The 25,657-nt window shown below is 48.4% G+C and carries 22 protein-coding genes; 12 read left to right on the top strand and 10 right to left on the bottom strand.

Annotated elements, in window-relative coordinates:
- Nucleotides 1-58: 58 nt before the first annotated feature.
- Entirely contained in the window at nt 59-2,614 is a 2,556-nt protein-coding gene (locus tag J0A65_RS01230) for a TonB-dependent receptor (RefSeq protein ID WP_206592288.1), read from the top strand.
- Nucleotides 2,615-2,808: 194 nt separating this feature from the next.
- The gene (locus tag J0A65_RS01225) at nt 2,809-3,735 is read left to right on the top strand and encodes a transglutaminase domain-containing protein (RefSeq protein WP_206592287.1); all 927 of its coding nucleotides are present in this window, start codon (nt 2,809-2,811) and stop codon (nt 3,733-3,735) included.
- Here J0A65_RS01225 and J0A65_RS01220 read toward each other — a convergent pair.
- Together J0A65_RS01220 and J0A65_RS01215 are read right to left on the bottom strand one after the other, a co-directional pair.
- Nucleotides 3,714-4,649: a diguanylate cyclase domain-containing protein gene (locus tag J0A65_RS01220; RefSeq protein WP_206592286.1), complete on the bottom strand. Its 936-nt coding sequence runs from the start codon at nt 4,647-4,649 to the stop codon at nt 3,714-3,716. The genes J0A65_RS01225 and J0A65_RS01220 overlap by 22 nt on opposite strands.
- A gap of 15 nt (nt 4,650-4,664) precedes the next feature.
- Nucleotides 4,665-6,062 carry a PhoH family protein gene (locus tag J0A65_RS01215; RefSeq protein ID WP_206592285.1) on the bottom strand — a complete coding sequence of 466 codons (1,398 nt, stop codon included), beginning with the start codon at nt 6,060-6,062 and terminating at the stop codon, nt 4,665-4,667.
- A 340-nt stretch (nt 6,063-6,402) separates the two neighbouring features.
- Here J0A65_RS01215 and rapA point away from each other — a divergent pair, with 340 nt between their 5' ends.
- The 9 genes from rapA to J0A65_RS01170 all read left to right on the top strand — a co-directional run bounded on the left by rapA (nt 6,403) and on the right by J0A65_RS01170 (nt 16,875).
- Nucleotides 6,403-9,225, top strand: coding sequence for an RNA polymerase-associated protein RapA (gene rapA, locus J0A65_RS01210; protein WP_206592284.1), 2,823 nt, complete (start codon nt 6,403-6,405; stop codon nt 9,223-9,225).
- Nucleotides 9,225-9,881, top strand: coding sequence for a pseudouridine synthase (locus J0A65_RS01205; protein WP_206592283.1), 657 nt, complete (start codon nt 9,225-9,227; stop codon nt 9,879-9,881). The genes rapA and J0A65_RS01205 overlap by 1 nt, the downstream gene beginning before the upstream one ends.
- 63 nt (nt 9,882-9,944) lie before the next feature.
- Complete coding sequence (locus J0A65_RS01200; protein ID WP_206592282.1) at nt 9,945-10,805, top strand: DUF3530 family protein; 861 nt, start codon at nt 9,945-9,947, stop codon at nt 10,803-10,805.
- Between the two features lie 82 nt (nt 10,806-10,887).
- A complete protein-coding gene (locus tag J0A65_RS01195; protein ID WP_206592281.1) occupies nt 10,888-11,211 on the top strand; it encodes a hypothetical protein in 324 nt (107 codons plus the stop codon).
- A 158-nt stretch (nt 11,212-11,369) separates the two neighbouring features.
- Nucleotides 11,370-12,872, top strand: a complete 1,503-nt coding sequence (locus J0A65_RS01190; RefSeq protein ID WP_206592280.1) for an AmpG family muropeptide MFS transporter — start codon at nt 11,370-11,372, stop codon at nt 12,870-12,872.
- Nucleotides 12,873-12,970: 98 nt separating this feature from the next.
- Nucleotides 12,971-14,395: a UbiA family prenyltransferase gene (locus tag J0A65_RS01185; RefSeq protein WP_269814615.1), complete on the top strand. Its 1,425-nt coding sequence runs from the start codon at nt 12,971-12,973 to the stop codon at nt 14,393-14,395.
- Nucleotides 14,392-14,763 carry an EamA family transporter gene (locus J0A65_RS01180; protein ID WP_206592278.1) on the top strand — a complete coding sequence of 124 codons (372 nt, stop codon included), beginning with the start codon at nt 14,392-14,394 and terminating at the stop codon, nt 14,761-14,763. The genes J0A65_RS01185 and J0A65_RS01180 overlap by 4 nt, the downstream gene beginning before the upstream one ends.
- Nucleotides 14,764-14,807: 44 nt before the next feature.
- Nucleotides 14,808-16,031 carry a glycosyltransferase family 39 protein gene (locus J0A65_RS01175; protein ID WP_206592277.1) on the top strand — a complete coding sequence of 408 codons (1,224 nt, stop codon included), beginning with the start codon at nt 14,808-14,810 and terminating at the stop codon, nt 16,029-16,031.
- Between the two features lie 265 nt (nt 16,032-16,296).
- A complete protein-coding gene (locus J0A65_RS01170; protein ID WP_232849667.1) occupies nt 16,297-16,875 on the top strand; it encodes a paraquat-inducible protein A in 579 nt (192 codons plus the stop codon).
- Here J0A65_RS01170 and J0A65_RS01165 read toward each other — a convergent pair.
- Entirely contained in the window at nt 16,851-17,660 is an 810-nt protein-coding gene (locus J0A65_RS01165) for a DODA-type extradiol aromatic ring-opening family dioxygenase (protein ID WP_206592276.1), read from the bottom strand. The genes J0A65_RS01170 and J0A65_RS01165 overlap by 25 nt on opposite strands.
- Before the next feature lie 111 nt (nt 17,661-17,771).
- Between J0A65_RS01165 and J0A65_RS01160 the strand changes: the two genes are divergently transcribed.
- A complete protein-coding gene (locus J0A65_RS01160) occupies nt 17,772-18,200 on the top strand; it encodes a MarR family winged helix-turn-helix transcriptional regulator (RefSeq protein WP_206592275.1) in 429 nt (142 codons plus the stop codon).
- 11 nt (nt 18,201-18,211) lie between these two features.
- On the opposite strand, the gene J0A65_RS01155 is transcribed toward J0A65_RS01160, so the two are convergent.
- The 7 genes from J0A65_RS01155 to rppH form a co-directional block, all read right to left on the bottom strand.
- Nucleotides 18,212-19,174 carry a sensor domain-containing diguanylate cyclase gene (locus J0A65_RS01155; protein WP_206592274.1) on the bottom strand — a complete coding sequence of 321 codons (963 nt, stop codon included), beginning with the start codon at nt 19,172-19,174 and terminating at the stop codon, nt 18,212-18,214.
- The gene (locus tag J0A65_RS01150; RefSeq protein ID WP_206592273.1) at nt 19,174-20,184 is read right to left on the bottom strand and encodes a response regulator; all 1,011 of its coding nucleotides are present in this window, start codon (nt 20,182-20,184) and stop codon (nt 19,174-19,176) included. The genes J0A65_RS01155 and J0A65_RS01150 overlap by 1 nt, the downstream gene beginning before the upstream one ends.
- A 3-nt stretch (nt 20,185-20,187) precedes the next feature.
- Nucleotides 20,188-21,021, bottom strand: coding sequence for a thymidylate synthase (locus tag J0A65_RS01145; RefSeq protein ID WP_206592272.1), 834 nt, complete (start codon nt 21,019-21,021; stop codon nt 20,188-20,190).
- Nucleotides 21,018-21,815: a prolipoprotein diacylglyceryl transferase gene (gene lgt / locus J0A65_RS01140; RefSeq protein ID WP_206592271.1), complete on the bottom strand. Its 798-nt coding sequence runs from the start codon at nt 21,813-21,815 to the stop codon at nt 21,018-21,020. The genes J0A65_RS01145 and lgt overlap by 4 nt, the downstream gene beginning before the upstream one ends.
- A gap of 85 nt (nt 21,816-21,900) precedes the next feature.
- Nucleotides 21,901-22,701, bottom strand: a complete 801-nt coding sequence (locus J0A65_RS01135; protein ID WP_206592270.1) for a sulfite exporter TauE/SafE family protein — start codon at nt 22,699-22,701, stop codon at nt 21,901-21,903.
- A 99-nt stretch (nt 22,702-22,800) separates the two neighbouring features.
- Nucleotides 22,801-25,080: a phosphoenolpyruvate--protein phosphotransferase gene (gene ptsP, locus J0A65_RS01130; RefSeq protein ID WP_206592269.1), complete on the bottom strand. Its 2,280-nt coding sequence runs from the start codon at nt 25,078-25,080 to the stop codon at nt 22,801-22,803.
- Between the two features lie 3 nt (nt 25,081-25,083).
- Entirely contained in the window at nt 25,084-25,608 is a 525-nt protein-coding gene (gene rppH, locus J0A65_RS01125; protein ID WP_206592268.1) for an RNA pyrophosphohydrolase, read from the bottom strand.
- Between the last annotated feature and the right edge of the window lie 49 nt (nt 25,609-25,657).

Genomic DNA, 25,657 nt, shown 5'->3' with positions numbered 1-25,657 from the left:
GCCCGAGAATCGGGGGTTAACCCGACCAAACACAGACGTAGCAACTTTGGGGTACACAATGAAACATCTGACCCAGCATCCTACATTGATAGCCAGTGCCGTTACTGCCATTCTGGCCTGCTCGCAGGCGATGGCTCAGGACAAGAGCGAAGACAAAGAAGTCATAGGTATTGAAGTACTGGAAGTTACCGCCCAGAAACGGGTGGAGAACATCCAACAGGTTCCCATCGCGATCAGCGCTTTTTCAGCGCAGAATCTGCGCAAAATCGGTGCGAGCAATATTAATGACCTGGGGAATCTGACCCCGGGTTTTGAAACCAACATTACCTCTGCAACCCAACCCAAGTTCGACATTCGCGGCATCAAAACCAATGACTTCGGCATAGGTGCCGATCCGGCTGTGGGTATTTATGTCGACGACGTTTACGCAGGACGCAGTGGCTCAGCGCTGATGAACTTCAATGATGTTGAGCGTGTGGAAGTATTAAAAGGCCCGCAAGGTACCTTGTTTGGTCGAAATACCGCAGCGGGTGCCGTACGTATCATTAACAAGAAGCCCATTGATATTGAGGAAGGTAATTACCGGGTTACCTTAGGCAGTCATGACAAGAAACAGTTTGAAGGGGTATACAACCTGCCGCTGACCGATGAACTGTACTTTCGTGGCAGCATCAATTTAAGCGACAGAGACGGTTATGTAGATGCGCTTCGTTATCCGGATCCAAGAAAAGGCAATGCCGAGGGAGAACCGCAGAAAGTCAAACTTGGCGCTGAAAATGTGATGTCAGGCCGGGCTGCCTTACGCTGGATCCCCAGCGAAACATTGGAGCTAATCTGGCGCGCCGAGTTTGATGAACTGGATAATGACGCCCGTCCTGCGTATTCCGCCAATAGCAGCTACTATCGCTCTCAGGCCGATGGTGGTTTGAATCCATTTGGTGTGTATGAAACCGATATGGACACACTGGAAACCCGCAATTTGTTTGGCACATCACTGGAGATCAACAAGGATTTAGACATAGGCACCTTGACCTCCATCACCGCATATCGTCGTTTTAATACCGAAAACAACACTGAAGATGATGGCAGTGCGCAAACCCGGGGCTTTTTTGGATCCAATAACTTAGAAGATCAAAAGTACTTCAGCCAGGAAATTCGTCTGACCGGTGTGACTGATGGGGGTACCAAGTGGACCTTCGGCACAACTTATGCCAATGAAGACATTCACCAGATCACCGTTGCCGAGTTTATGATGGAGTCTCTCGATAGCTTTGCCATCAATGAACAATTGAAGGGGCTTGGGCTTCCCCCCACTGGCGCCCCCCAGTTAGGTGTGCCTGGCATTATGGATATGCCCGTGGGCACTGGCCTAGCAGGCTTCCTGCAAAGCTTACTGCCAAATGAACTGGCTTACTTGTCACAGTTAGCCGGGGTATCCAGCGAAGAGCTGGCCTGGCGAATTGCCCGTGACAATCTGGGTAAACCCTGGAGCGAAGTGACGGAAAATTTCGGGGACTATACCTCCTACGCGGCCTTTTTCGATGTGACTTATCCGGTCACTGAAAAGCTGGATCTAACCCTTGGCCTTCGCTACACCAAAGATAAAAAAGACTTTGGCATTCTGTCCCGTTATCAGAATGAAGTAACGATTCCACTGCCAGGCGTGCCCGCCATGCCATTCGGTTTGGCATTCGGTACTGAATATTATCAGCGTGATGCCAATGGCGATGCGGTATTGGATAGCAACGGTAACTACCAACCATTCGAACAATCCAACACCTGGACCAAGCTAACCCCGCGCATTGTTGTGGACTATCAATGGACCGACAATCTGATGACCTATATCAGTGCCGCCAGTGGCTTTAAGGCCGGAGGTTTCAACAGTTTGGGGGCCGCTCCGCCTTTTGATCAGGAAGAGGTTGATAACCTTGAAGTAGGCATGAAGTCGACTTTGTTCGACAACCGGCTGAAACTCAACTTATCTGCGTATGACTATGATTACACCAACTTGCAGATCCTGCGTCTGACCGGCTCTACCGGCAATATTCCGGTATACAACGTACGTAATGTCGATGCAGCGGGCAAAGGCTTTGAGGTGGAATCTGAATGGGCAGCCACCGATAATTTGGTGATTAACTTTAATTACGCCTTCCTCGACAGTGAGTACACCAAGTACTCATTATTTGTGGGGGAAACAGCCGATGATGATTTAACCGGCTCACCGCTGGCTGGCGTACCCAAAAACCGCTGGTATCTTGGCGCTGATTACTTTGTTCAGGGCGATAACGGTGAATGGATGCTGCATGTGGATATGACCTCTGTGGACGAACGCGCCACCGCCAGCGATATCAATGCTGTGCGGTTGCTGCCGGTCAACCCAGGAATGGTAACAGGCCTGACCGGCGAGAACCGAGTTAAGGGCTATGATCTGATTAATGCCCGGGTATCCTACCGTAGTGACGATGATTGGCAGTTGTCCTTGTTCGTTCGTAACCTGGCAGATGAAGAATACGTACTGTCTGGCTTTGGCGGACAAGGTGAAAATACCGGCTCTGCAAACCTCAGTCCTGGCCTGCCCAGAATGTGGGGAGTGGAATTCAGTCAGTCATTTTAACCGCCAGGACAGACCAGCAAAGGCGCCTTATGGCGCCTTTGTTATTGATTCTATTTACTTTTATATAGAATAGAGATGTGTGATAACAGCCGTTATACTGAACATCATGCAATATCCAGAGTATTAAATTGAACGTGGTGGCTTTTCTCAGACTCGCTTTACTTAGCTGTAGCTTGTGGCTATCAGCAGTAACAGTGTGTGCCGCTCAGCAACTTGATTTTCAGCGCAGCGAAGACGATTCAAGCATTCAGTTGGCCTACCGCTGGAAGGACTTTCAAAATCAAGAACAATCATTATCTTTCACTCTGGACAAACAAAAAATCAATCGCCAATTCCAGAAACTCAAAACCTACCAACCCCTTGTTGCTCAGCAGCATATTATGCTCGCCATGCAGCGGGCAGCCCGAGCGGTTGACCCCAAACAGGCCAGAATATCTGTGCGTATGCTCGGGCAAAGTCTGCAGTATCAGGTACGTGCGCGAAACCCGGCGGTTATTGACGAGTGGAAAACAAGATTACTTAGTCTTGAAGACCAGGCCTTCGCTGACTATCTGGCCAGCAACTACTACGCGCGCTATCACGATTATCTCGGTCAGGAAGGAGTTAAACCAGACCATTTGCGCTACGCCAACGAGAGTATCGACACATTGCTGCCTGCCGCGAATGCCATCTACGCAAAATTGCTGGATAACAGCCAACCCCGGGCTTATGTAAATATATTGCTGAGTTGGCTGCAGAGCATTCCCTATGACAACCTGGAAAACCGACTGACATCCAATGGTTCGGGCTTTTTGCCTCCGGCAGATGTCCTCATCAGCAATCACGGGGATTGCGACAGCAAAACCACCCTGGCCGTCGCCTTATTGCGCTCAATGCTGCCCAATATGAGTATGGTTATTCTTTATCTGCCTGGACATGCCTTACTCGGGGTTCAGTTGTCTCACAGGGAAAAAGACGCCACAGTTAATATAGAAGGTATTGATTATCTACTCGTCGAACCAACTGGACCGGCGGCCTACTCGGTAGGTGAGGCGGCGCCAACCAGTCTGTCTGCTATTGCAGGAAATATGTTTACTTATGAGAAGGTGGGTAGCCTGGCTCAGCTGACATCCAGCGAGTAAGTGTCCCCTATTACGCGATTTCTTCCCTGCTGCTTCGCTTCATAAAGCAACCTATCAGCCTCTTCCAAAAGCAGCCCTTTGTTCATCCCAAAACCCGCCCGGCAAGTAGCTAAGCCGGCGCTAATAGTCACCACTCCAGCACAAGCTGAAAACTGATGGGTAATAGCCAAGGCTTCAACCGACTCACGCAAACGCTCTGCCACAAGTTTGGCTTCTTTCAGGTCAATTTCCGGCAACAGAACTACAAACTCCTCACCACCGTAGCGAGCGACCAAATCACCGGATCGTTTAGCATTATCCATCAAGGTACGCGCAACGCGCTGCAGGCAAATATCACCTGCGCCATGACCATAGTTGTCATTGAATTGTTTAAAAAAATCAATGTCGAGCATGCACACGCTGATATAATTGTTGGCCCGCTGGGCACGCCGCCACTCCACCTCAAACTGCTGTTCAAAGTCACGTCTGTTAGGAATTTCGGTCAGGCCATCAAGGCTAACCAATTTTTCCAGCAGGTCGGTTTTTTTCTTCAATTGCATTTGGTTTCTGACCCTGGCCTTGACCAGAGCCAGATTGTACGGCTTAGTAATATAGTCAGAAGCGCCAGCCTCCAAACCCTTCACTTCGTCCTCTTCAGAGTCCATAGAGGTGGAAAAAATAATGGGAATATTGACGGTACGCGGATCCTGCTTCAATGCGCGACAAGTCTGATAACCGTCCATTCCCTGCATAATGATATCCAGAAGGACGAGATCAGGCTGTTGCGTGGTAGCAATGTGGATAGCCTGCTCGGCGTTAGACGCAACCAAGACCTGATAATCCCCTGACAAGGCTTGCCCAAGTATTTTCAGATTGATGGGCTCGTCGTCCACCACCAAAACTCTTTGCTTCTGGCTGTCAACAAAAGGCGTCAAAAAACTTACCTCAATCTATAAATGTTCTTCGGCAAACTCTGCCAGGCGACTACGTACTACACCATCCAGGTTAATTGTAGCGCTACCCGCGAAATTCTTAAATTTTTCAACTAGGTAGGTTAAACCAGAGGTAACGGGTGACAGATAGTTTGAGTCAATCTGCGCCAGGTTACCGCTACAGATTAACTTTGTTCCTTCGCCACAACGGGTAATAATAGTTTTCAATTGTGATGCCGTCAGGTTTTGACTCTCATCCAGGATCACAATAGAGTTCTGAATGCTGCGCCCGCGCATAAAGTTCACCGACTTAAACTGAATATTGGCTTTTTCCATGATGTAGCTCATGGAGCCTTTCACGTTCTCGTCGTTCTTATGCAGCACTTCCAATGAATCGGTGATAGCCGCCAACCATGGGGCCATTTTCTCTTCTTCGGTGCCGGGCAAAAAGCCAATAGATTCAGCAATTTCCGGAGTATTGCGCGTAACGATGATTTTATCGTACATCTTGCGTTCTACCACCATCTCCAACGCTGCTGCCAGTGCCAGCAAGGTTTTGCCACACCCAGCCGGGCCAGTCATAATAATCAGATCAATATGGGGGTCTAACAGGGCGTGCAGCGCCATCGCCTGACCAATATTCTTGGGATGAATGCCCCAGGCTTTACGAGACATTAGTCGCTCATAACCAAGGTCGAGAATTTCCAGGGTTGAGTCTGACACCGATTCGACTATACCGGCAAACGCCTTACTGTCGTCGATCAAAAACTCGTTGATATAGGCCTCAGGGAATACCTTACGGTCCAACACATGAACAGTCTCCCGGCCTTCGGTGCGGCTTTCCACTGTCTTGACCTTGTCCCAGAAATTGCCGGTGAACTTGTGATAGCCCTTACTCAGGTACTTGATATCGCTAACCAACTGATCGGTTCGATAATCTTCTACGTGGGCAAGGCCGGCACCTTTGGCTTTAAGGCGCATATTGATGTCTTTGGTGACCAATACCACTTGGCGCGGCGTGGCACGCTGTTGTATATGCAGGGCCGCATTGATTATACGGTTATCGTTTTCGTTGCTGGTAAACACCTGCTGCGATTTTGGCATACCGACATCGGCAAAAATCGACAGTCTCCCGGTGGGCGCAGCCTCGCCAGACCCCAGACCTTTTAATGACACGCCAGCGGTGAGTTGGTCCGGCGTCGCTTCATGTAATACATCTTCCATCGCTCGTATGGATATACGGGCGTCGCGGGACACGTCTTTTTTACTGTCTTTGATATAGTCCAGCTCCTCAAGCACCGTCATGGGTACTACCACGTCATGCTCTTTGAAGGACAGGAAGGCAAAAGGTTCGTGAAGAAGAATATTGGTATCGAGGACGTAAATTTTGCTGTTGGCAGGTTTGGTTCTGACCATTCGCATCTCCGGCTGGTTGTTCCCACCCCGTCCGATTACTGGCGGGGTGTGATAATGCCCACGACCAGCAGAAGCCAGTCATGAACCGCGCATTCCCCTGTGCAGGCCGACTAACTGAAATCCGTGGCCTGACAACCTCACAATAAAACACTTTTTCTGGTGAATCACCTATTTTTAGAGAAGCGGAGCTGACACCTGTTTGTTTGCTCAATATTTGTACTAAATGGAATATTTGTCTGTTTGTTGCCCCGGGTGATGATTAAAAGTCCCGGTGCGAATTGCCCCGGCGGGGATTCTCACATAAGATCCCGCGCCGCAATTTTTGTCATCAGGAGTCTTCATGTCGTTTGCCTTAGGTCAGCGCTGGATCAGTAATACCGAAACCGAGCTGGGTCTGGGAACCGTAGTCGATGCCCAGGGCCGCACCCTGACATTGCTGTTTCCCGCCACCGGTGAAAGCCGTACTTACACCGCTGATAACGCGCCGCTGACCCGTATCGAATTCGTCGTAGGCGACAAGGTAAAAAGCCATGAAGGCTGGCAGATGCAGGTGGAAAGCAGCAAGGAAAGCGCCGGGCAGCTGACTTATATTGGCAAACGCCTGGATAATGGCCAAATGGTGGAGCTCAAAGAAACCTTTGTTGACCACAACTACCAATTAGATAAACCCGATCAGCGCCTTTATAGCGGCAACTTTAATGACCCACGCTGGTTTGATTTGCGCCTGGCTTGCCTTAACCATCAGCACCAGCATCAAACCTCACCTCTGTTGGGTATGACAGGGGCACGGGTGGATCTCATTCCTCACCAATTGCATATTGCCCGCAGCGTGGCGAGCCGTTTCGCCCCACGGGTTTTGCTGGCGGACGAAGTTGGTTTAGGTAAAACCATAGAAGCGGCGCTGATTATCCACCAGCAACTGCTGACAGGTCGCGCTTCCAGGGTGATGATTGTAGTGCCTTCCAGTTTGGTCCATCAGTGGCTGGTTGAAATGCTACGCCGGGTTAATCTGGCCTTTGCGATTTTTGATGAAGAACGCTGCCAATCTTTGGCGGACGAAGGCGGCAACCCATTTGAGTCTGAGCAACTGGTGTTGTGCAGCCTGGATTTTCTAACCCGCTTCCCACAATACCGTCAACTGGCCGTAGAAGCCCCCTGGGATTTGTTAGTGGTGGATGAAGCCCACCACCTGCAATGGTCACAAGAGCAAGCATCGGAAGAATACCAGGCCATTGAGGCGCTGGCCGAGCAAACCAAAGGGGTACTGCTGCTTACCGCCACTCCAGACCAACTGGGCCATGAAAGCCATTTTGCTCGTTTGCGCTTGTTAGACCCGGCTCGCTTCCACGATTACCAGGCCTTTTTGGCCGAAGAGCAGCAATACGCGGCGCTGGCCGATGCCATTGCACCTTTGGTTGATGGACAACAACTGGACAACGCGCAAATTCAGGCCATTGTTGACTTTGCGCCAGAGGAGCAAGCCGCGCTGGCCAATATCAACCAGGCCAGCGACGAAGATAAACGCAAATTGCTGGCACACCTGATTGACCGTCATGGCACTGGTCGCCTGTTATTCAGAAACAGTCGGGCCGGTATCCAGGGCTTCCCGGTACGCCACCTTGTAACTCATGAGCTGCCTTTGCCTGAGCGTTATACGCAGCTATTTGACGATCCTGAACTTAAGATGGAATTTCGCCTCACCCCTGAGCGCCATCCGCTTATTCAAGGCCACTGGACCGAACTTGACCCGCGTGTCGATTGGTTTATCGGCTTGCTGCAAAGCTTAAAAGGCGAAAAAGTCCTGACCATCTGTGCCAGCGCCGGCACCGCCATGCAACTGGCCGAAGCCCTGCGGGTGAAAGCCGGTATTCGTGCTGGCGTGTTCCACGAAGGTCTGAGCATAGTTGAACGTGACCGTGTGGCTAACTACTTTGCTCAATCTGAAGAGGGCGCGCAGGTATTGATCTGCAGTGAAATTGGTAGTGAAGGACGTAACTTCCAGTTTGCCAACCAGTTGGTGCTGTTTGATTTGCCTCTGGTGCCCGATTTATTAGAACAGCGTATCGGCCGATTAGACCGTATTGGTCAGAAACGTGATATTCAAATTCATGTGCCCTACTTTGCCCAAAGCGCCCAGCAACTTATGCTCAACTGGTATCACCAAGGGCTTAACGCTTTCGAGCAAACCTGTCCGACGGGTACCGCGGTATTTGAGCAGGTACAGGACAAACTGCTGCGCTGCATCAACCAGCAGGATGAAGATGGGGTGGATGACTTACTCAGCACCACTTTAAGCCTGCATCAGCAGCTTAAACAGAAGCTGGAGCAAGGCCGCGATAAGCTGCTGGAGCTTAATTCCTCTGGCCGCGGCAATGTAGAAAGCCTGGTGGAAGCTATTGCCGAACTGGATGATTGCCCGCAATTGGAGCTATTCCTGACCCGTTTGTTTGATGCCATAGGTATTGCCCAGGAAGATAAGGACGAGCATTGCTACATTCTGCGCCCCGGCGAGTCGATGATTAGCCAGTTGCCCGGTCTTGATGAAGAAGGTATTACCGTCACCTATGAGCGTGGCATTGCCCTGTCCCGCGAAGACGTGCGCTTTTTAAGTGCTGACCATCCTATGGTGCAGCATGCCCTGGATATGATCCTCACCGACACGATCGGCATGAGCAGCGTGGCGCTAAGTCAGGACAAGAGCCTGCCAAACGGCAGTTACTGGGTGGAATGTCTGTTTGTGCTCAGTGCCAGTGCACCACGCGCTTTGCAATTACATAGATACCTGCCACCAACCCCCATTCGCTTGTGCGTGGACGCCGCCGGTAAGCTCAGCAATCAGCAGTTTGTGAATCTAGAGCGCCTTAAAGGCAAGATGGGCAGACAGTTGGTTGAGGCGTTAAAAACACAGATCGATGCTGCGGTGACCCTTGCCGCTAAACAGGCCGCCACTCAGGCCGCAGAGCTTAGTAACAACGCCAGCAAGCAAATGCGTAGTTTGCTTGGCGATGAACTGGATCGTCTGCAAACCCTCAAGGCTCTCAATCCTTCGGTACGCGAAGAAGAATTGAGTTACCTAAGTGAACAGATGGCGGCCTTGTTGCAAGCGATTGAAAAGGCAGAAGTAAGGCTGGAAGCCATTCGTCTGGTGGTGAACAGCCACTAATGGCCTTACTGGAATACCTGCCGCCACTGCATCCCTATTTGCAGATCCTTTATCAGGATAACGACCTGCTGGTGCTGAACAAGCCCAGCGGGCTGCTGTCGGTGCCCGGTAAAGCGGCCGAGCATAAAGACAGTTTGCAACTGCGAGTGCAGCGGGTATTTCCAGGCGCCACAGTGGTACACAGACTGGATATGGCTACCTCTGGCATTATGCTGATGGCCCTTAATAGCGACAGCCACAAGCAGATTTCCTTGCAGTTTGAACGACGTCAGACCGCTAAAGTGTACTTGGCCAGAGTCTGGGGGATACCGCGTCAAAATTCAGGTGAAATCAATCTGCCACTGATTTGTGACTGGCCTAATCGTCCCAGGCAGATGGTGGATTTCATGCGTGGTAAAAAGGCCCTGACCCGCTGGCAGATACTCGATAGCCAGGAACATCAGTCTTTACTACGCCTTGAGCCCGTTACAGGTCGCTCGCACCAGCTTAGGGTGCATATGCTCAGCCTTGGTCACCCCATTTTGGGCGACAAGCTGTACGCTAAGGGCCAGGCACTGCGCATGGCGGACCGTCTGCAATTGCATGCCAGCGAACTGCAACTAAGCCACCCTCGCAGTCATGTGCCGCTGCACTTTACCAGTCCTTGTCCGTTTTAGTTGATAACTTCAAGTTCCGCCGTGGCTGTCCGATACACTGATAGAAGAAGATCTGGAAGGCCTATGAAGTTACCCTACCTGCTGATACTCACCCTATTTTCAATCAGTGCCAGCGCACAGCAGCTGGACAGGCAGGCCATGCATTCAGAAGACGTGCAACATGCAATGCCTGCCCATCAATATCAAACTCTGCTGGCGGGTGAAACTGAATTCACCGTCGTGGTAAATGACAGCACCACAGTCAACACCCGGGGTATGGCAGTACTAGTTAATGACTTGGGCCTTGGGCATATGGGGGACCAATCACTCGAGCCTTTAGTGCAATATTTAAATGAAGCGGGCTGGGCAACGGTGCTGATGAGTGCACCGCAGACAGAATTTTATCCTGCCAAAGACACAACTGACACTCCAGACGCGGATGCCCAGCAGCCAGCGAGCGATGCTGCAGAGCCACTAAAACCCGGCACCTTTCAATCCTTGCTGACCCGTGACCAGTTTGATCAGCAGGAGCGTAAGTTACAACAACAACTCATGGCCGTTGCACCACTTAACCAGCAATATCCGGGTTTTGTGTTGGTCATAAGCCAGGGAACCAGCGCGGCCTGGCTCACCAAGCTGTATGCCGAAGGGACACTAAACGCACCAGATGCCCTGATTACCATCGCGCCATTCTGGCCGGACAGCGAGTGGAATTACCAACTCAGTCAGTATGTCAGCGACCTGCCAAGCCCTCTGCTCGATATTTATAACGCCTGGAACAATGATTGGACGCTACACAGCCGCAAACAGCGCCAGGTCGCCGCAAAAAAAGCCTTAAAACTGCATTATCGCCAGCGGGAAATTGTTGGCCAGTCAATGGCCCTTAACCAAAGCGCATATGTGGCAAAAGAAATCTTAGGTTGGTTAACCCAAATGGGTTGGTAAATAGCGCTATTCCGTTACATCCTGATACAGCGAATCCGTAATTCCCAGCTATACTCGGATAAAGTGAAAAGGGGTGGTGCCAGTGACAGTGCAGGGTTTTATCAATCGTAAGGCAAAGCAGTTGGCCTACTTTGTAAGAGCCTTTTGGGACAAACGGATTCCATACCGGGAAGTAGATCTGTATTTCTGGGACACCATGGAAGAATGGCACCAGATGCAGGACCGCAATAACCAGCCTTTCAGCGCCAAGGAGCGCGTATTCTGGCACCTGTTACATCAAGTACATTTCTGGTCAGAACAGAAGCTGCTGGAAGACCCTTTCCTGCGTAGCGAACTACAAACCTGCCTCGACTATTTAGAAGGTGACGGTCAATATCCTCTGGATTGTGTCGGCGTCAGGCCATAGGCTGCTGGCAAATCGTCTGATTTAAGGATGTTTGCAACGAACAATCCCCTCGCTTGACCCCCGCCACAAGTCATGGCCCAATAGGCCGACAATAAAAGCAACAAGTACCTCTCTTGCAGTCATTGATTTCACAGCTTCGCCAATTTGGCAATCGCACGATGCTAAGCATCTTCCTGTTCGGCATTGCCAGCGGCTTTCCCTGGGTCATGATTGGCTCGGTACTGTCAGCCTGGCTAAAGGATGCCGGATTGACCCGTTCAGCCATTGGTTACTTCACCGCCGTGTTTGCCGTCTACTCGGTAAATTTCCTCTGGTCTCCCATGCTCGACAGGTTGAAGATTCCCTTTTTGTGTCAGCGTTTAGGACAACGTCGCGGCTGGATCCTGAGTATGCAGCTAGTGATTGCTTGCTGCTGCCTGCTGCTCTCTCAGGTGGACCCCAACAGCAATCTGACCCTGGCCGGCCTGGCCGCGCTTTTTATCGCCCTGTGTTCCGCCACTCAGGATATTGCCATTGATGCCTTTCGGATCGACAGCATAGATACCAAACACAATGAACAACAATCCAGTGCCGCAGCCATGTCTACCTCAGGATGGTGGACGGGCTATGCGCTGTTAGGGGCAATTCCGTTTTTTGTCGCAGATATGCCAGGTTGGAACTGGCCGGATGTTTATCTGCTACTAGGTGCAATCATGTTGTTGCTTACCCTGGGGGTGTGGCTGGCAAAAGAACCTCAGTCTATGCGCGATAAAGCCTACCAGGAAGCGCAGTCCCATTATCTGGCGGCAGTGGTTGCCAAGGGACACCAGGCAATGCTGGTGATGCTCGCCATCGCAACGGCAGTTGTGCTCTGTTTTGTCGGCGTATTTGGTAGTACCTGGTTTGAGTACCAAACCCTGGCATTCAGTGTATTGGTCCTGGCATTGCTGGTTTATGCCATACGCACCACCAGCCATATGCTTAGTCAGCATAATGCCTGCACAACCACGCAGGGCGGGCCAGCGCAGCAGGCAATGGCTTGGGTGCTGGTATCCATGGGAGAGCCCCTGCGTGACTTTTTCAACCGCAATGGGGTACGTCTTGCGCTGTCACTACTGTTGTTTGTGGTGCTGTTTAAAATGGGCGAAGCCATACTCGGCAGAATGAGTATTGTCTTTTACAAAGAAATCGGATTCAGCAATTCAGATATCGCCACGTACTCAAAATTACTAACCTGGGCGGTGACCATAGTGGCCTCTATCATCGGCAGTTTAGTAAACTTACGCATTGGTATTATCAAAGGTCTGTTTGTCGGTGGTATTGCCATGGCGGCCAGCAACCTGTTGTTTGCCCTGATGGCCAGTGTCGGACCAGACAAAACTTTGCTGTTTATCACCATAGTGGTGGACGGTTTTACCGCAGCCTGGGGCACCGTCGCCTTTATGGCCTTTATTTCGGTGTTGTGTAACCGCGCCTTTACCGCTAGCCAGTACGCCTTGCTCGCCAGTATTGGCACCTTTGGTCGCACCACGTTGGGGGCATACAGTGGTGTCATAGTCGACTCGCTAGGCGGTAACTGGCAGCTTTTTTTCGTGCTGACCGCATTAATGGTTATTCCCAGCCTGGTGTTGCTGTATATGATCCGCGATAAAATTCAGACCATTGCTGATGCAAAAATGTAAATTATTACATTGTAATCAAGCAAGCTTACAAAAGAGTATCTTTACCCAAGCTGTCTGTTAACATAAACCAACAAATAGACAACAAAACTAAAAGTGTGATGGAAGACATGAAAGACGTTCCACTATTTGTAGATTTAGATGGAACTTATACAAAGACTGACCTGTTATTTGAAAGTTTTTTAGTAGCTTTTAAGGCTAACCCATTCATCATATTCAATTGTATATCTTGGCTAATTAAGGGAAAAGCCACTCTAAAATCTAAGCTTTCTGAGCACGCTGAAATAAATACAAGCACATTGCCACTAAACCAAGAGTTTATTTCATATCTAGTAGAAGAAAAAAGAAAGGGAAGGAAGTTATACTTAGCTACTGCTTCAAATGAAAAATACGCCAAAGAGATTGTAAAAAACACTGATATTTTTGATGGATATATAAGCAGTTGTGATGCAATAAATTTAAAAGGGAAAGCAAAGTTATTAAGAATTAAGGAAATTAGCGAAAAGTTCAGTTATGCCGGTAATGATTTAGTAGATTTTGAAATATTTGAAGAAGCATCAGAGAGTTTATTGGTCAACCCTACTAAGAAGGCAAAAAAAAGAGCAAAAAAAATTCCAATAAATAGAGTCTTTGATGAGCATAAATCTAACACTAAAGTTTGGGCTAAACAACTCAGAGTACATCAATGGCTGAAGAACTTATTAGTTTTCGTACCCGTAGTTGTGTCTGGTGGGTTTACTGACTTCAACAACGTAATCACGATCATCAGTGCGTTTCTAGCCTTTAGTTTCTTAGCCTCATCAACATATATACTAAATGATTTACTCGACTTGGAATCTGATAGAGTACACAAGAGAAAAAAGAATAGACCTTTAGCAGCAGGAACTATAAGTATTAAAAATGGTGTTTTTGCCAGTCTATTCCTATTATCTACATCCGTACTTATAGCTACATATTTAGGTTATAACTTTTCATTAGTCCTAATCGCTTACTTGTTTCTGACCTTATTTTACTCCTTCAAGATTAAACAATATATTGGTATGGATGTGGTAGCTCTTGCGCTATTATATACGATAAGAATATTAGCAGGAGCCGCAGCCATAAATGTAATAGTTTCTTTTTGGTTGTTCGCTTTTTCCATCTTCGTTTTCTTAAGTTTAGCGTTAGTAAAACGATGCTCTGAAATCCAGTCAATGGAAGCTGAAGGGAAACAAAGAGCGAATGGAAGAGACTATGAAATTAATGATTATGCCGTGTTAGAGAGTTTCGGCACATCCTCAGCAATGCTTGCTGTTTTGATGTTCTGTTTTTATATAAACAACAATGTGTTAACTAACCAATATCAACAACCAAACATATTATGGTTAATAGTTCCAGCTCTCTGTTATTGGCTTATGCGAATGTGGATTAAAACACATAGAGGAGAAATGCACGACGACCCAATAGTTTTTTCATTAAAAGATAAAGGTAGTCTAGTAACCATAGGTTTTTGTGGCCTAATAGCAATCGCGGCGCAGATATTATGAACATTTTATCGGTTTCACTCATTCTCATTAGCGTATCTCTTTCCGTGCTAGCACAAATATTGCTAAAGCAAGGAATGTCTAATTCTGAAATTCAGAGTTCATTTGGCATCAGTCTCACATCTGGCGTATTAGCTATTTTTACTAACCTATTCATTATAGGAGGCCTTCTTGCTTATGTTTCTAGTGCAGCTGTTTGGTTAGGCGTATTAGCCAAGGTTGATGTTAGTAAAGCTTACCCATTTGTTGGCCTTGGCTTTATAGGAACCATGCTTTTTGCTTATTGGTTTTTACATGAACCATTAACACCAAATAAAGTAATAGGGACTGTGCTGATAGTTTCCGGTGTTCTATTAATTTCAAAAAATTAAAACTATTTTAAATCAATAAGTAAAATAAAAAGGGATTTTTAAAGATGTTTTTCAAGAGTAAATTTGAGTTAAGCACCTTTGTTGCTGTTGTGGTTACAAGCATAGTACTGAAAGCACTGGCTGTGAGCTTTTTATCTATAACTCCAGTATCAGACGCTATTGCATATTGGAATATGGCAACATCCTTAATGGAAACCGGAGTTATGGATGATGGACATGGTAACTTAGCCTTCTACAGTGCTGGTTATCCATTATTTCTAATTCCATTTATAAGCCTATTTGGAAAAACTTATGAAGTAGCTCAATTTGTCAATGTTTTTTTAGGCGCAGTATCTACCATCTTACTATACTTTTGTGCAAAGACTTTTTTGAAAAGCCATTTTTGGGCATTGATATCCTGCTTAGCCTGGATTTTTTATCCACCAAACATCCTATATACAGAATATTTGGCTAAAGAAAACCTAATGACTCCTTTGCTTTTAGGGCAGACGCTACTCCTACTAAATTACCAAGGAGAAAAGATAAAAACTTTTTTATTGGGTTTGATCTTTGCCTTAGGAGTTCTGGTGGGATCCGCTATTTTATTCACAATAATCCCCATTATATTTTTCCTAATTAATTTTAATAAGGAGAAAAGTAGGATAAGCCTAAGTAGCATTTCTAATGTTTTGGTTTTCTTTATTGTATTCTTTATCACTTTGTTTCCTTGGTTAATATATACTAAATCTCATTTAGGTGAGCCAGTGCTAACCACAAATGGTGGTTTTAACTTATACCTAGGTAACAACAAAAATTCAACAGCCTACTATATGTCAATTATGGACACGCCTATTGCAGATGAATGGTACGAACTAAAAAGAGAGAAGGGAGAATTAAAAGCTTTCAATCATCTTAAGCAGTTGGCATTGACTCATATATTTGAAAATCCCGTTTCAACAATAAAATTATCCATTGAGAAAGTTATTGTTTTTTGGACTCCACCTTACCACGAAGGTAAGGGAGAAAAATCTAGTGGAGAATCACTTATTCGATTAGTCTGGCTTGTTATATACAGCACTATAATATCACTAGCTTTGGGCTCCCTATTTTTTATTAGAAAGTTTAATAGAAAACACTACCTTATACTGTCAACTATACTTCTTTACTGCTTAATTCATGGAGCTATTTATGTCATTTACAGATATAGGCTACCTATAATTCCTTTAGTGATCATTTTATCTACCTTCACGTCTAAAGAGATATTTTACAACGTATTTAGGAAGAGATGAAATAAGAGATTCTTGAGTAAAATAGCTAGCAAAAAAGCACAGAACAGCATTAGATTTCGACTATATTAGGATAATAAAATCCCCAATACTCAAGTTCCTGCGGTTTGATTAATGATGACAATTTCATCTTCCCACAGACCTCAGTATATATGTATTTTAGCTAAGTTACTCACCTATCACGTTCTTGTAGAAATCATCAATTTCATGGTATTAAATTCCAAGAAAGATCCCTTAGACAGCGATTTATCATATTTAGGAGATCATATTGTTACGACAACTGAGCCTGGGCATGAATTTATTGGCATTAGGGTTATTCGTACCCGGCATCTGGCTGCCGATGTTTGCTCTGAAAAGCGAAATGGGTGCCTGGTTTGGACAAGGTCGACTGACGGCCGATTTAGTTGATAAAGAACTGTCTATTCTGCAGACCGTGGAAGAACTCTGGCGCGACGACAGGCTGCTGGTTGCTGCACTGATTTTCTTCTTCTCCGTCGCTATTCCGGTGATAAAAACCTTGCTGGTCAGCTTAGCTTGGTATTGGCACAAACTCGGTAAAGGTCGGAAACTGGCAGACTGGATAGCGGCTATCGGCAAGTGGTCTATGGCAGATGTGTTTGTGGTGGCAATTTTCCTGGCCGTATTGTCCACCGATCATGCTGAAACCACCGCGACGCAGGCCATAAACTTGTTTGGTTTGCGTATCGATTTTGAAATCAGCAGTGCCACCCTATCCACCCTAGGGCCGGGATTTTATTATTTTGTTGGCTACTGCATTCTCTCCCTGGCTGCCAGCCAATTACTGCACTTCAGCCTTCGTCGTCAGCCAGCCGCCGACCAGATGTAGCAGCGGGCCGGCAGACCCAACACGTTAAAGTTAAGTGCGCTGGCTGGCTGGGCTGATGCGGCCGTGCAGCACACATGCAGTGGCAGCAGGTGTTCCTCCCTGGGGTGACAAAACCTGGCATAAGGCGCTTCCTGCCATTCGCCAAGCTGTTTCACCCGCTCAGTGTCATCCAGCTCAGCATTTGTGATCACCTTATCCAGCCAGCCATGAAATGCCTGACATTTCTCCACCACCTCAGAGGTTTTCAGCCCCATCATGGCAGACAAATTATGAAAAGAGTAACCAGAACCTATCAACATGATGCCCTGCTCTCTGAGTGCTGATAATGCCTCGCCCAACGCTAAATGAGCATGCGCATCCAGGCCCTTTTTCAGCGAAAGTTGCACCACGGGAATGTCCGCTTCAGGGAACAACAGCATCATGGGCACAAACATGCCGTGGTCAAAACCACGATGAAAATCCAGGTGTGCATTTATTTGTGCAGCCTGCAATAAAGCCTTCACCTGTATCGCCAATTCCGGCGCACCCGGCGCAGGATATTGATAGTGGTAAGTTTCAGGTGGAAATCCATAGTAATCGTAAATCATCCCAGGCGATGCTGAACCGGTCAGGGTAAATTCCGTCTCCTCCCAATGGGCACTGATCAGCAAGACAGCCATGGGCACTGTTAGGCCGCTTCTCAACTCAGCAAAAGCCTCTAGCATTTCCTGATGGCTGGCGTCCCCCATTAAGGGTAATGGACCGCCACCATGTGAAACAAAGAGTATGGGTTGCCTGATGGACATAAGATTCTCCTCTTGGTCCTTTCATTGTGGGCTATTTTACGTATTTTCCAATCTTGGACTATTAGAACGCTTAGCATATAATAACCTTAGCTTATTAAATAGGTGATCACTATGTCTGAGCAACACGACAATTTGGCGTTTCTTATCGCAGACACCAATAGGTTAATTCGACAGTTCTTCCAACAACGGTTGCGCTGCGGTCCACTCACTCTGGCTCAGGCTAGGGCGTTGTTCTATGTCTCGCGCTTTGAAGGAGTGAAGCAAGTTGAGTTGGCAGATGCTCTTGAAATCCAACCTATGACCATGGCCAGGTTACTTGATCAACTTTCTGATCAGCAGTTAATCGAGAGAGTGCAGGATCCTAACGATAGACGGGCGTATCAGATTTTTCTGACGGCGGCAGCGGCTCCCCATCTGGAAGAAATTGAGCGGGTATCTGCCTTAATGCGGGAACAAATGCGAAATACCTTGGGTGCCGAGCAGGTCAACCACTTTATGACCACCCTAATGCGCTTACGAGATGGGTTGTTGGATGACTAAGGGGATATGCCCTAGCGTCCTTGAATCTGACTGTTGTTACGGCCACTGTCTTTGGCGGTATACAGAGCCTTGTCCGCTTGCTCAATCCAGGCCATATAGCCTTTAAATGACGGATTAAACTGGCAAATGCCCAAACTTATGGTGAAAGGGATGCTGTGTTCTTCGTAAACAACCGCTTGTTTTTGCACAAATTCCCGAATTCTCTCTGCCACTTGTAGCGCTGCCTCAGCGCTAGTATCGGGCAATACTAGGGCGAACTCTTCACCGCCATAACGACCGGCCAGATCGGTTTCCCGCACAATTTGCCGAATCGCTTTAGCCAGGGTCCGGATGACCTGATCACCGGCCGGGTGCCCATAGGTATCATTGATATTCTTGAAGTAATCAATATCCAGCAGCACCACCGAGGATGTGCCTTGATTACGCATGCAGCGCTTAAATTCCTGCTCGCAGCTTTCTTCCCAATATCTGCGATTATAAAGTCCGGTCAGGCCGTCCACCCGACTCATCTGGCGAAGCTGCTGATTAGCCGATGCCAAGCGCTGCTTACTTATTACTTCGTCGGTAACGTCGTATACCACGACACATAGATGTTCTGCTTCATCACTGCGGGACGCCAGAGGAAACAGGGTAATATTTTGGTACATCACATCGCTGGCGCTGGTCACCGGCCGGTAACTGGTGAAACGGAATAAGTAAGGGCGCTGCTCCCAGATGACAAAAGCCGGGCTCTTAAGGGTAAATACCGGCTCGGTTTTTTGTCTGAACCAGTCCTGGTCAATTTCATCGAAGTAATCAAATAAGCACTGGTGGCGAATACTGTCTGGCTGAATACCGCTATGATTGTGCATAAACTCATTCCAGACCTTAACTCTGAACTGGCGATCTATTACCACAATGCCCACCTCGATGGAGTCGAGCAAGTCCAGTTTCCAATGTAGATCGTCCATTTCCTGATGGCTGGAAAGATCCATCACGCCTCCCCGCTTAGCAGCATCAACTTATCAAACATGCTGTCCATGGCATCCTGGGGAAATAACAACAGCAAATCAAAATTGACATTATGACTATGGATGGAATAACCAATCTCGATGGCTACCACCTGATTCCAGCGGGATACATTACTCTTGAGTAATTGTTCCAGATCGCAATGGCGCCCAAGAATAATAGGATGGTTTAAACTGAATCTGATGCCGAGCTGACTGGACAAGCCATTAAGGCAGGCACCGATAAGAATATTCGACAGATCCATCAAGGCTTCGATTTCCAGTTGTTCAGAGAGCGTGCGACTCTTGTACTTAAGCAACTCAACCAGGCTGGCAAAATCCGTATCATTAAAAATAACCAGAGCTTCGCCTTTGATTCCAGCGCTGACAAAGCCTTGGGATACCGCGGACACATAGCTGTTATGCTGAATTTCAGCAATAGCCATGCTCAGTTCGCTGCTGGCAATTTGGTTAACATTAGGAATCGGCAGATGAATAAATTCGCCCAGCACCTGCGCCAACTTGTCACCGGCCTGGCCCATAGCAACGTTGATGAGTTCCCGGTAGGCGTCCAGTCGAAATGGCAGGTTATCTTCTTCGTACTCGGTGAGATCGCGGCCTTGTTCGTCGCCAACGTACAGGCCGTATTGTTGCAAAAGCCCGGCTAGTCTGCGGCTGTCCACCGGTTTGGCAATAAAATCCAGCGCCCCCAGCTTCATCATTCGCTGCCTGGCCTGCGTCTGCACATCCCCTGAAACCACGACCACCAGCGTCTGCAAATCTTCCGCTCGGATGGCTTGCATGGCCTGGTAACCGTCCAGCACCGGCATATTCAGATCTAAGAAAGTAACATCAAAGTGACTGCTGCGGATCATATCCAGCGCTTGCTGACCATTCTCGGCAAACTGGATTTCCACGTCCCATTGCTTGGGAATAGCCCGGGCTAGTTGGCGCCGGGCAAACTTAGAGTCATCACAAATGAGGACCCGCGCTGCCATAACTTAGATGGCCACCGGCGCTTTGATATGAGGATGTGCTTGATAATTGACCAGTTCAAAATCCTCAACACTAAAGGAAAAGATGTCTTTCACCTGCGGATTAATCTTCATCTGCGGTAAGGGATGGGGCTCCCGTGCGAGTTGTATCTGGGTTTGCTCGAGATGATTGAGATATAAATGGGCATCGCCAAAGGTATGCACAAAATCGCCCGGCTCCAGGCCGCAAACCTGTGCCACCATCAATGTCAGTAGCGCATAACTGGCGATATTAAAAGGCACCCCCAAGAAAATATCACCACTGCGCTGATAAAGCTGGCAGGAGAGTTTGCCATCCAGCACATAAAACTGAAACAGAGTATGGCAGGGGGGGAGCGCCTGACGCCCCATGGCCGCATTTTCTTTGGGTGAATACTGTGTGTCTGGCAACACGGCCGGGTTCCAGGCACTGACTATCAGGCGTCTGGAATCCGGGTTATGCTTGATTTGTTCGACCACTTCAGCGATCTGGTCTATAACCTGACCGTCGGCCCCCTGCCAACTACGCCATTGTTTACCATAAACCGGGCCCAAATCGCCCTCTTCGGTAGCCCACTCATCCCAAATGCTGACGTTATTCTCTTTCAGATAAGCGATATTTGTCTCACCTTTAAGAAACCACAACAGTTCATGGATGATGGAGCGTAAATGGCATTTTTTAGTGGTAACCAGCGGAAAGCCATCAGCCAGATTAAAGCGCATCTGATAACCAAACACGCTGAGGGTGCCGGTACCGGTGCGGTCTTCTTTTTTAAACCCGTTATCCAGTACATGTCGCATCAGTTCGAGATATTGCTTCATGCTTTGCTCCCTTCAGCTGGCTTTCTTCCCGCCCGTACAATCAAGGCCAGACCAATCAGAATCATAGGAATACAGAGCAATTGCCCCTGGGAAACAGCACCGCTGTATAAGCCGATATGTGCATCCGGCTCGCGGAAAAATTCCACCACGAATCGGAATGCACCATAACCGGCCAAAAAAATGCCGGATATTGCGCCTACGGGCCGAGGTTTACTGCTGTACCACCACAGTACGGCAAACAGCACCAGGCCCTCGAGGAAAAATTCATAGAGCTGCGAGGGGTGACGCGGCAAAGGGCCGGCACCAGGAAACAGTACAGCCCAAGGCACATCCGTAGTGCGCCCCCACAGTTCGGCATTGATAAAGTTGCCAATACGCCCAGCGCCAAGCCCAATGGGCACTAAGGGTGCAATAAAATCCCCAACCTGCAGCAAGCTTGAACCGGTCTTTTTGGCAAACCACCAGAACGCAGCCACAACGCCCAGTAGGCCACCATGAAAAGACATTCCCCCTGTCCAGATTTTAAACAGATATAAGGGCTCTTCGAGGAAGTGTTCAAACTGATAAAAGAACACATAGCCGATGCGACCTCCTAGAATTACCCCCAGAAAGCCATAGAACATCAGGTCGCTGAGTTGTTCACGAGTCCAATTGGTTTGGTGCAAACGCTTTCCGGCCAGAAACCACGCAGCGACAAATCCCACCAGATACATCAGTCCGTACCAACGCAGGCTGACCGGCCCAACGCTGAAAATCACAGGATCAATCTGTGGAAAGATAAAATAATCTGTCATTTAAAAACCCAGAAAAACAATAAATAATATAAAAATCAAAAACATGTAAAACGACCATCTGATGATAGACAGGTGTTTAGGTTGTTCAGTTCAAAAACATCTGCAAGCTTACTAGAACCAGAAAGCCAGCAAAAATTTTCTTTAAGGTCGCAATGGGCAAATTATGCCCCCACTTAGCCCCGACATTGGCTGCCAGCATAGAGGTACTAACAATAGCTACCGTGGCAGGCAGATAGACAAAGCCAAGACTGTATTCCGGCAACCCTGCGCGCCCCAATCCAGCCAGCACAAAGCTGCCGCTACCAAATAACGCGATAACCATGCCACAGGCAGCCGCACAGCCGATAGCAGTCTTCATTGCCACTCTGAACCATACCAGAGCTGGGACCAGCAAGGCCCCACCGCCGATTCCGAGCAGAGACGATACACTTCCTACCCCCAGACCGATACCAACCAGCTTAGGACGGCTGAGTGAATCTTCTGTGACACGGTTCTTGCCAAAGGCCATACGAAATGCCAATAACATCATCAGCCCGGCGAACAGGCGTTTAAGCATCTCCGCCGGCATGTAGGCAGCGAACTGCGCGCCCAGCACGGCCCCCAGTGCAATCCCTACAGAGCAGGTTAGAAACACCCACATATCCAGGTTACCCAGCTTGTAGTGGGTCAGAAAGGATGAAAATCCGGTAAAGATAATGGTCGACAAGGAGGTTGCTACCGCCATGGGCATCACAATCTCTAGCGGCAAACCCAGTTTAACCTGCAGCAAATATACCAGGGTAGGAACAATCACCAGACCGCCGCCAATACCCAACAGACCAGCTAATACCCCAGCAATACAGCCGAGTAGCATACAACTGACAATCAAAAAAATAAGTGGATCCAAGGCAACTATCCTGAAACTGAGATTTTAGCGCGCGTCACTTTATCACTCTATGCGCACCGTTGCAGGACATATTGGCCAATTATAAAAGTTGCTACAGGATTACTTGCCCGCACGCACCAAACCGCCCAGGCCAAGGGTTTCCAGATGGCGATTGATTCTGTCGCGCACCTGGTGAGGATGTTCCAATTCCAACACTTCATCCAGCAGCAACTGAGCATCCGCCATACTCAAGCTGCGGATTACCCATTTGATTTTACTCAGGTTAAAACTGTTCATACTGAGTTTGCGATAGCCCATGGCCAGCAGCAAAATCGCGCCGCCCGGCTCTCCGGCAAGCTCCCCGCACAGGGTAACCGGCTTATTAAAGCGCTTCGCTTCCTCAACAATAAGTTTCAAAGCCTTAAGCACGGCTGGATGGTATGAATCGTAAAGGCCGGAGACCCGCGCATTGTTGCGGTCAACTGCGAGTAAATACTGGGTTAAATCGTTACTACCGATTGAGAAAAAGTCGACCTTACTGGCCAACTGAGGCAACTGGTAAATAACCGCTGGCACTTCCAACATCACCCCCACTTCGGGCATGCTCAGGGTCAGACCTTCAATTTGCGCCTCTTCCGCCACTTCATAATAGGCCTGGCGAATTAAACGTTTTGACTCGTTAACTTCATTGATGGTGGTGATCATGGGTAACATGATCTTCAGATTGTCCAGCCCCAGACTGGCTCTTAGCATGGCGCGAACCTGGACAAGAAAAATTTCGGGGTGATCCAGCGTCATGCGAATCCCCCGCCAGCCGAGGAAGGGATTTTCCTCCGTCACGGCGAAATAGGGTAAGGGTTTATCTCCCCCCACATCCAGTGTACGCATAGTGATGCATTTAGCCGGGTTCATTTCCAGTACGCTGCGGTAAAGCTGACACTGTTCGTGCTCAGAAGGGAAACGCTCGCGCATCATAAAGGGCACTTCGGTGCGATATAAACCAACCCCGTCCCCCGCTTCACTGTGCGCACCTTCTAGTTCAGCGGATAAACCTGCATTAATCAGCAGTTCGACTCTATATCCATCGCGGGTCTCGGCGGGTAGATCAGCTTGCTCCTGCAACAGACCATAGAGCTCTTTTTCTTCATTGATTAGCTGTTGGAATTCCAGTCGGATTGACTGGCTGGGAGAAACAATCACCTCGCCAGAATAGCCATCCAATAAGATTTCCTTGCCACCCAGCAATGACAGCGGCACATCGGTAACCCCCATCACCGCTGGCAGCCCCATAGCCCGGGCCAAAATTGCAGCATGGCTGTTATTCGAGCCACGCATGGAAATAATGCCCTGCAATTTGCCGTGAGGGAATTCAGCCAGCATGGAGGCACTGACCTCTTCGGCCACTAAAATGGCCTGGTCGGGAATAGAGACCGGTGTATTAGACGTGTTGAATAAATGCCCCAGCACCCTATTACCCAAATCCTCCACATCGACGGCCCGTTCCTGCATATAAGGGTCATCCATGGAACGGAACTGGTTGATATAGCTTTCCACCACCATTTTAAGCGAGGAAGCCGCGTCCCATCCGGCACCTATCTTAGCTTCAACTTCATGGCCCAGACTGTTGGCATCCAGCAGATGTTGATACAGATTGAAAATGGCCAGAACATCGTCCGGTACGCGCCCTTGCATGCCGTCCGACAGCTTTTGCACTTCATCACGGGTTTGCCGCACCGCATCACGATAAAGGGCAATTTGTCCGGATTCATCGGCGCTACGTCTGAGCATCAAGCCACGTAGGCTGAACTTGATATTAGGAACATGGCCAATACCCATAGCCAGGCCATTGGCACCAGGCACTCCACGCAGTGATTTCTGCCATTTCTGCTTGGTCAGTTCATCTGTGATGTTCAGCGCACCGCGGGCTTCGGCATGCGCAATTTCCAGCGCCATTTGCGCCGCCAGCGTGACCAGGAAGGCTTCTTCGTCTTCACTGAACTTACGTTTGCGCTTCTGCTGAATGGTCATCACCCCCAACACCTTGCGCTGGTGAATGATGGGCGTGCCCAAAAAGGCGTGGTATTTCTCTTCTTTGACTTCGGGATAATGTTTGAATCTGGGGTGGCTTTGGGCGTCTTCGACGTTGATTGGTTCTTCACGCTGACCAATCAAGCCAATCAAACCTTCGGAAAAGCCAATGGCGACCCTTCCGATGGCTTCTTTGGACAGGCCCTCGGTCGCCATCAACATAAAATGCTGCTGCTCATAGCTGGCCAGGTAGATTGAACAACAATCTACCTTCATCACCTCTTTAAGGCGTTTGGCCAACAGGGTAAGCGCATCGTCCAGAATAGGAATTTGATTAACTTCCTGAACGATACGCTTGAGCTGAGTCAGCACGAGCTAGTTTCTCCTTCTACGCTTTGGCTTATTAGCCAAAGGGGGGCGCCCCTGCACTGGCATAGCGATAGGTACAAATTCCTTCATCACCCGCCGATACACATCGCGTTTGAATGACACAACATTGCGAATAGGATACCAATAGCTAACCCAGCGCCAGTCATCAAACTCGGGATGACCCGAATGCAAAAGATTGACGTCTTCTTCTTTGCAGGTCAGCCGCAATAAAAACCACTTCTGTTTTTGCCCAATGCAAACAGGATCGCTGCCCTGTCTGATCAACCTTTTCGGCAGTTTGTATCTTACCCAATTCTTGGTTACACCAAGAATTTCCACGTCCTGAGGTTGCAGCCCTACTTCCTCATGGAGCTCCCGATACATCGCCTGCTCGACAGTTTCCCCTTGATCAATTCCGCCTTGTGGAAACTGCCATGAATGTTGGCCGTAGCGTCTTGCCCAAAATACTTGCCCTATTCTGTTGCAAATCACTATGCCCACATTCGCGCGGAATCCTTCGGCATCAATCACTTAGACTCCCGGGCATTAGTTCTTTTCTAGTCACGCATTCTTCCATAAA

The organism is Bowmanella yangjiangensis (assembly GCF_017255015.1).
In the GTDB taxonomy this organism is placed as follows: Bacteria; Pseudomonadota; Gammaproteobacteria; order Enterobacterales; family Alteromonadaceae; genus Bowmanella; species Bowmanella yangjiangensis.
Note: the sequence above shows the minus strand (reverse complement) of the source record. Positions and strands in the feature narration are given on the sequence as shown.

Excerpts from the sequence above, each read along its gene's own strand:
- J0A65_RS01200 (WP_206592282.1), top strand. The coding sequence starts at position 9,945 with ATGAAGTTACCCTACCTGCTGATACTCACCCTATTTTCAATCAGTGCC.
- J0A65_RS01205 (WP_206592283.1), top strand. The coding sequence starts at position 9,225 with ATGGCCTTACTGGAATACCTGCCGCCACTGCATCCCTATTTGCAGATC.
- J0A65_RS01185 (WP_269814615.1), top strand. The coding sequence starts at position 12,971 with ATGGAAGACATGAAAGACGTTCCACTATTTGTAGATTTAGATGGAACT.
- J0A65_RS01155 (WP_206592274.1), bottom strand. The coding sequence starts at position 19,174 with ATGGATCTTTCCAGCCATCAGGAAATGGACGATCTACATTGGAAACTG.
- J0A65_RS01190 (WP_206592280.1), top strand. The coding sequence starts at position 11,370 with ATGCTAAGCATCTTCCTGTTCGGCATTGCCAGCGGCTTTCCCTGGGTC.
- J0A65_RS01175 (WP_206592277.1), top strand. The coding sequence starts at position 14,808 with ATGTTTTTCAAGAGTAAATTTGAGTTAAGCACCTTTGTTGCTGTTGTG.
- J0A65_RS01180 (WP_206592278.1), top strand. The coding sequence starts at position 14,392 with ATGAACATTTTATCGGTTTCACTCATTCTCATTAGCGTATCTCTTTCC.
- J0A65_RS01165 (WP_206592276.1), bottom strand. The coding sequence starts at position 17,660 with ATGTCCATCAGGCAACCCATACTCTTTGTTTCACATGGTGGCGGTCCA.
- rapA (WP_206592284.1), top strand. The coding sequence starts at position 6,403 with ATGTCGTTTGCCTTAGGTCAGCGCTGGATCAGTAATACCGAAACCGAG.
- J0A65_RS01230 (WP_206592288.1), top strand. The coding sequence starts at position 59 with ATGAAACATCTGACCCAGCATCCTACATTGATAGCCAGTGCCGTTACT.
- J0A65_RS01215 (WP_206592285.1), bottom strand. The coding sequence starts at position 6,062 with ATGGTCAGAACCAAACCTGCCAACAGCAAAATTTACGTCCTCGATACC.
- J0A65_RS01145 (WP_206592272.1), bottom strand. The coding sequence starts at position 21,021 with ATGAAGCAATATCTCGAACTGATGCGACATGTACTGGATAACGGGTTT.
- lgt (WP_206592271.1), bottom strand. The coding sequence starts at position 21,815 with ATGACAGATTATTTTATCTTTCCACAGATTGATCCTGTGATTTTCAGC.
- J0A65_RS01150 (WP_206592273.1), bottom strand. The coding sequence starts at position 20,184 with ATGGCAGCGCGGGTCCTCATTTGTGATGACTCTAAGTTTGCCCGGCGC.
- J0A65_RS01160 (WP_206592275.1), top strand. The coding sequence starts at position 17,772 with ATGTCTGAGCAACACGACAATTTGGCGTTTCTTATCGCAGACACCAAT.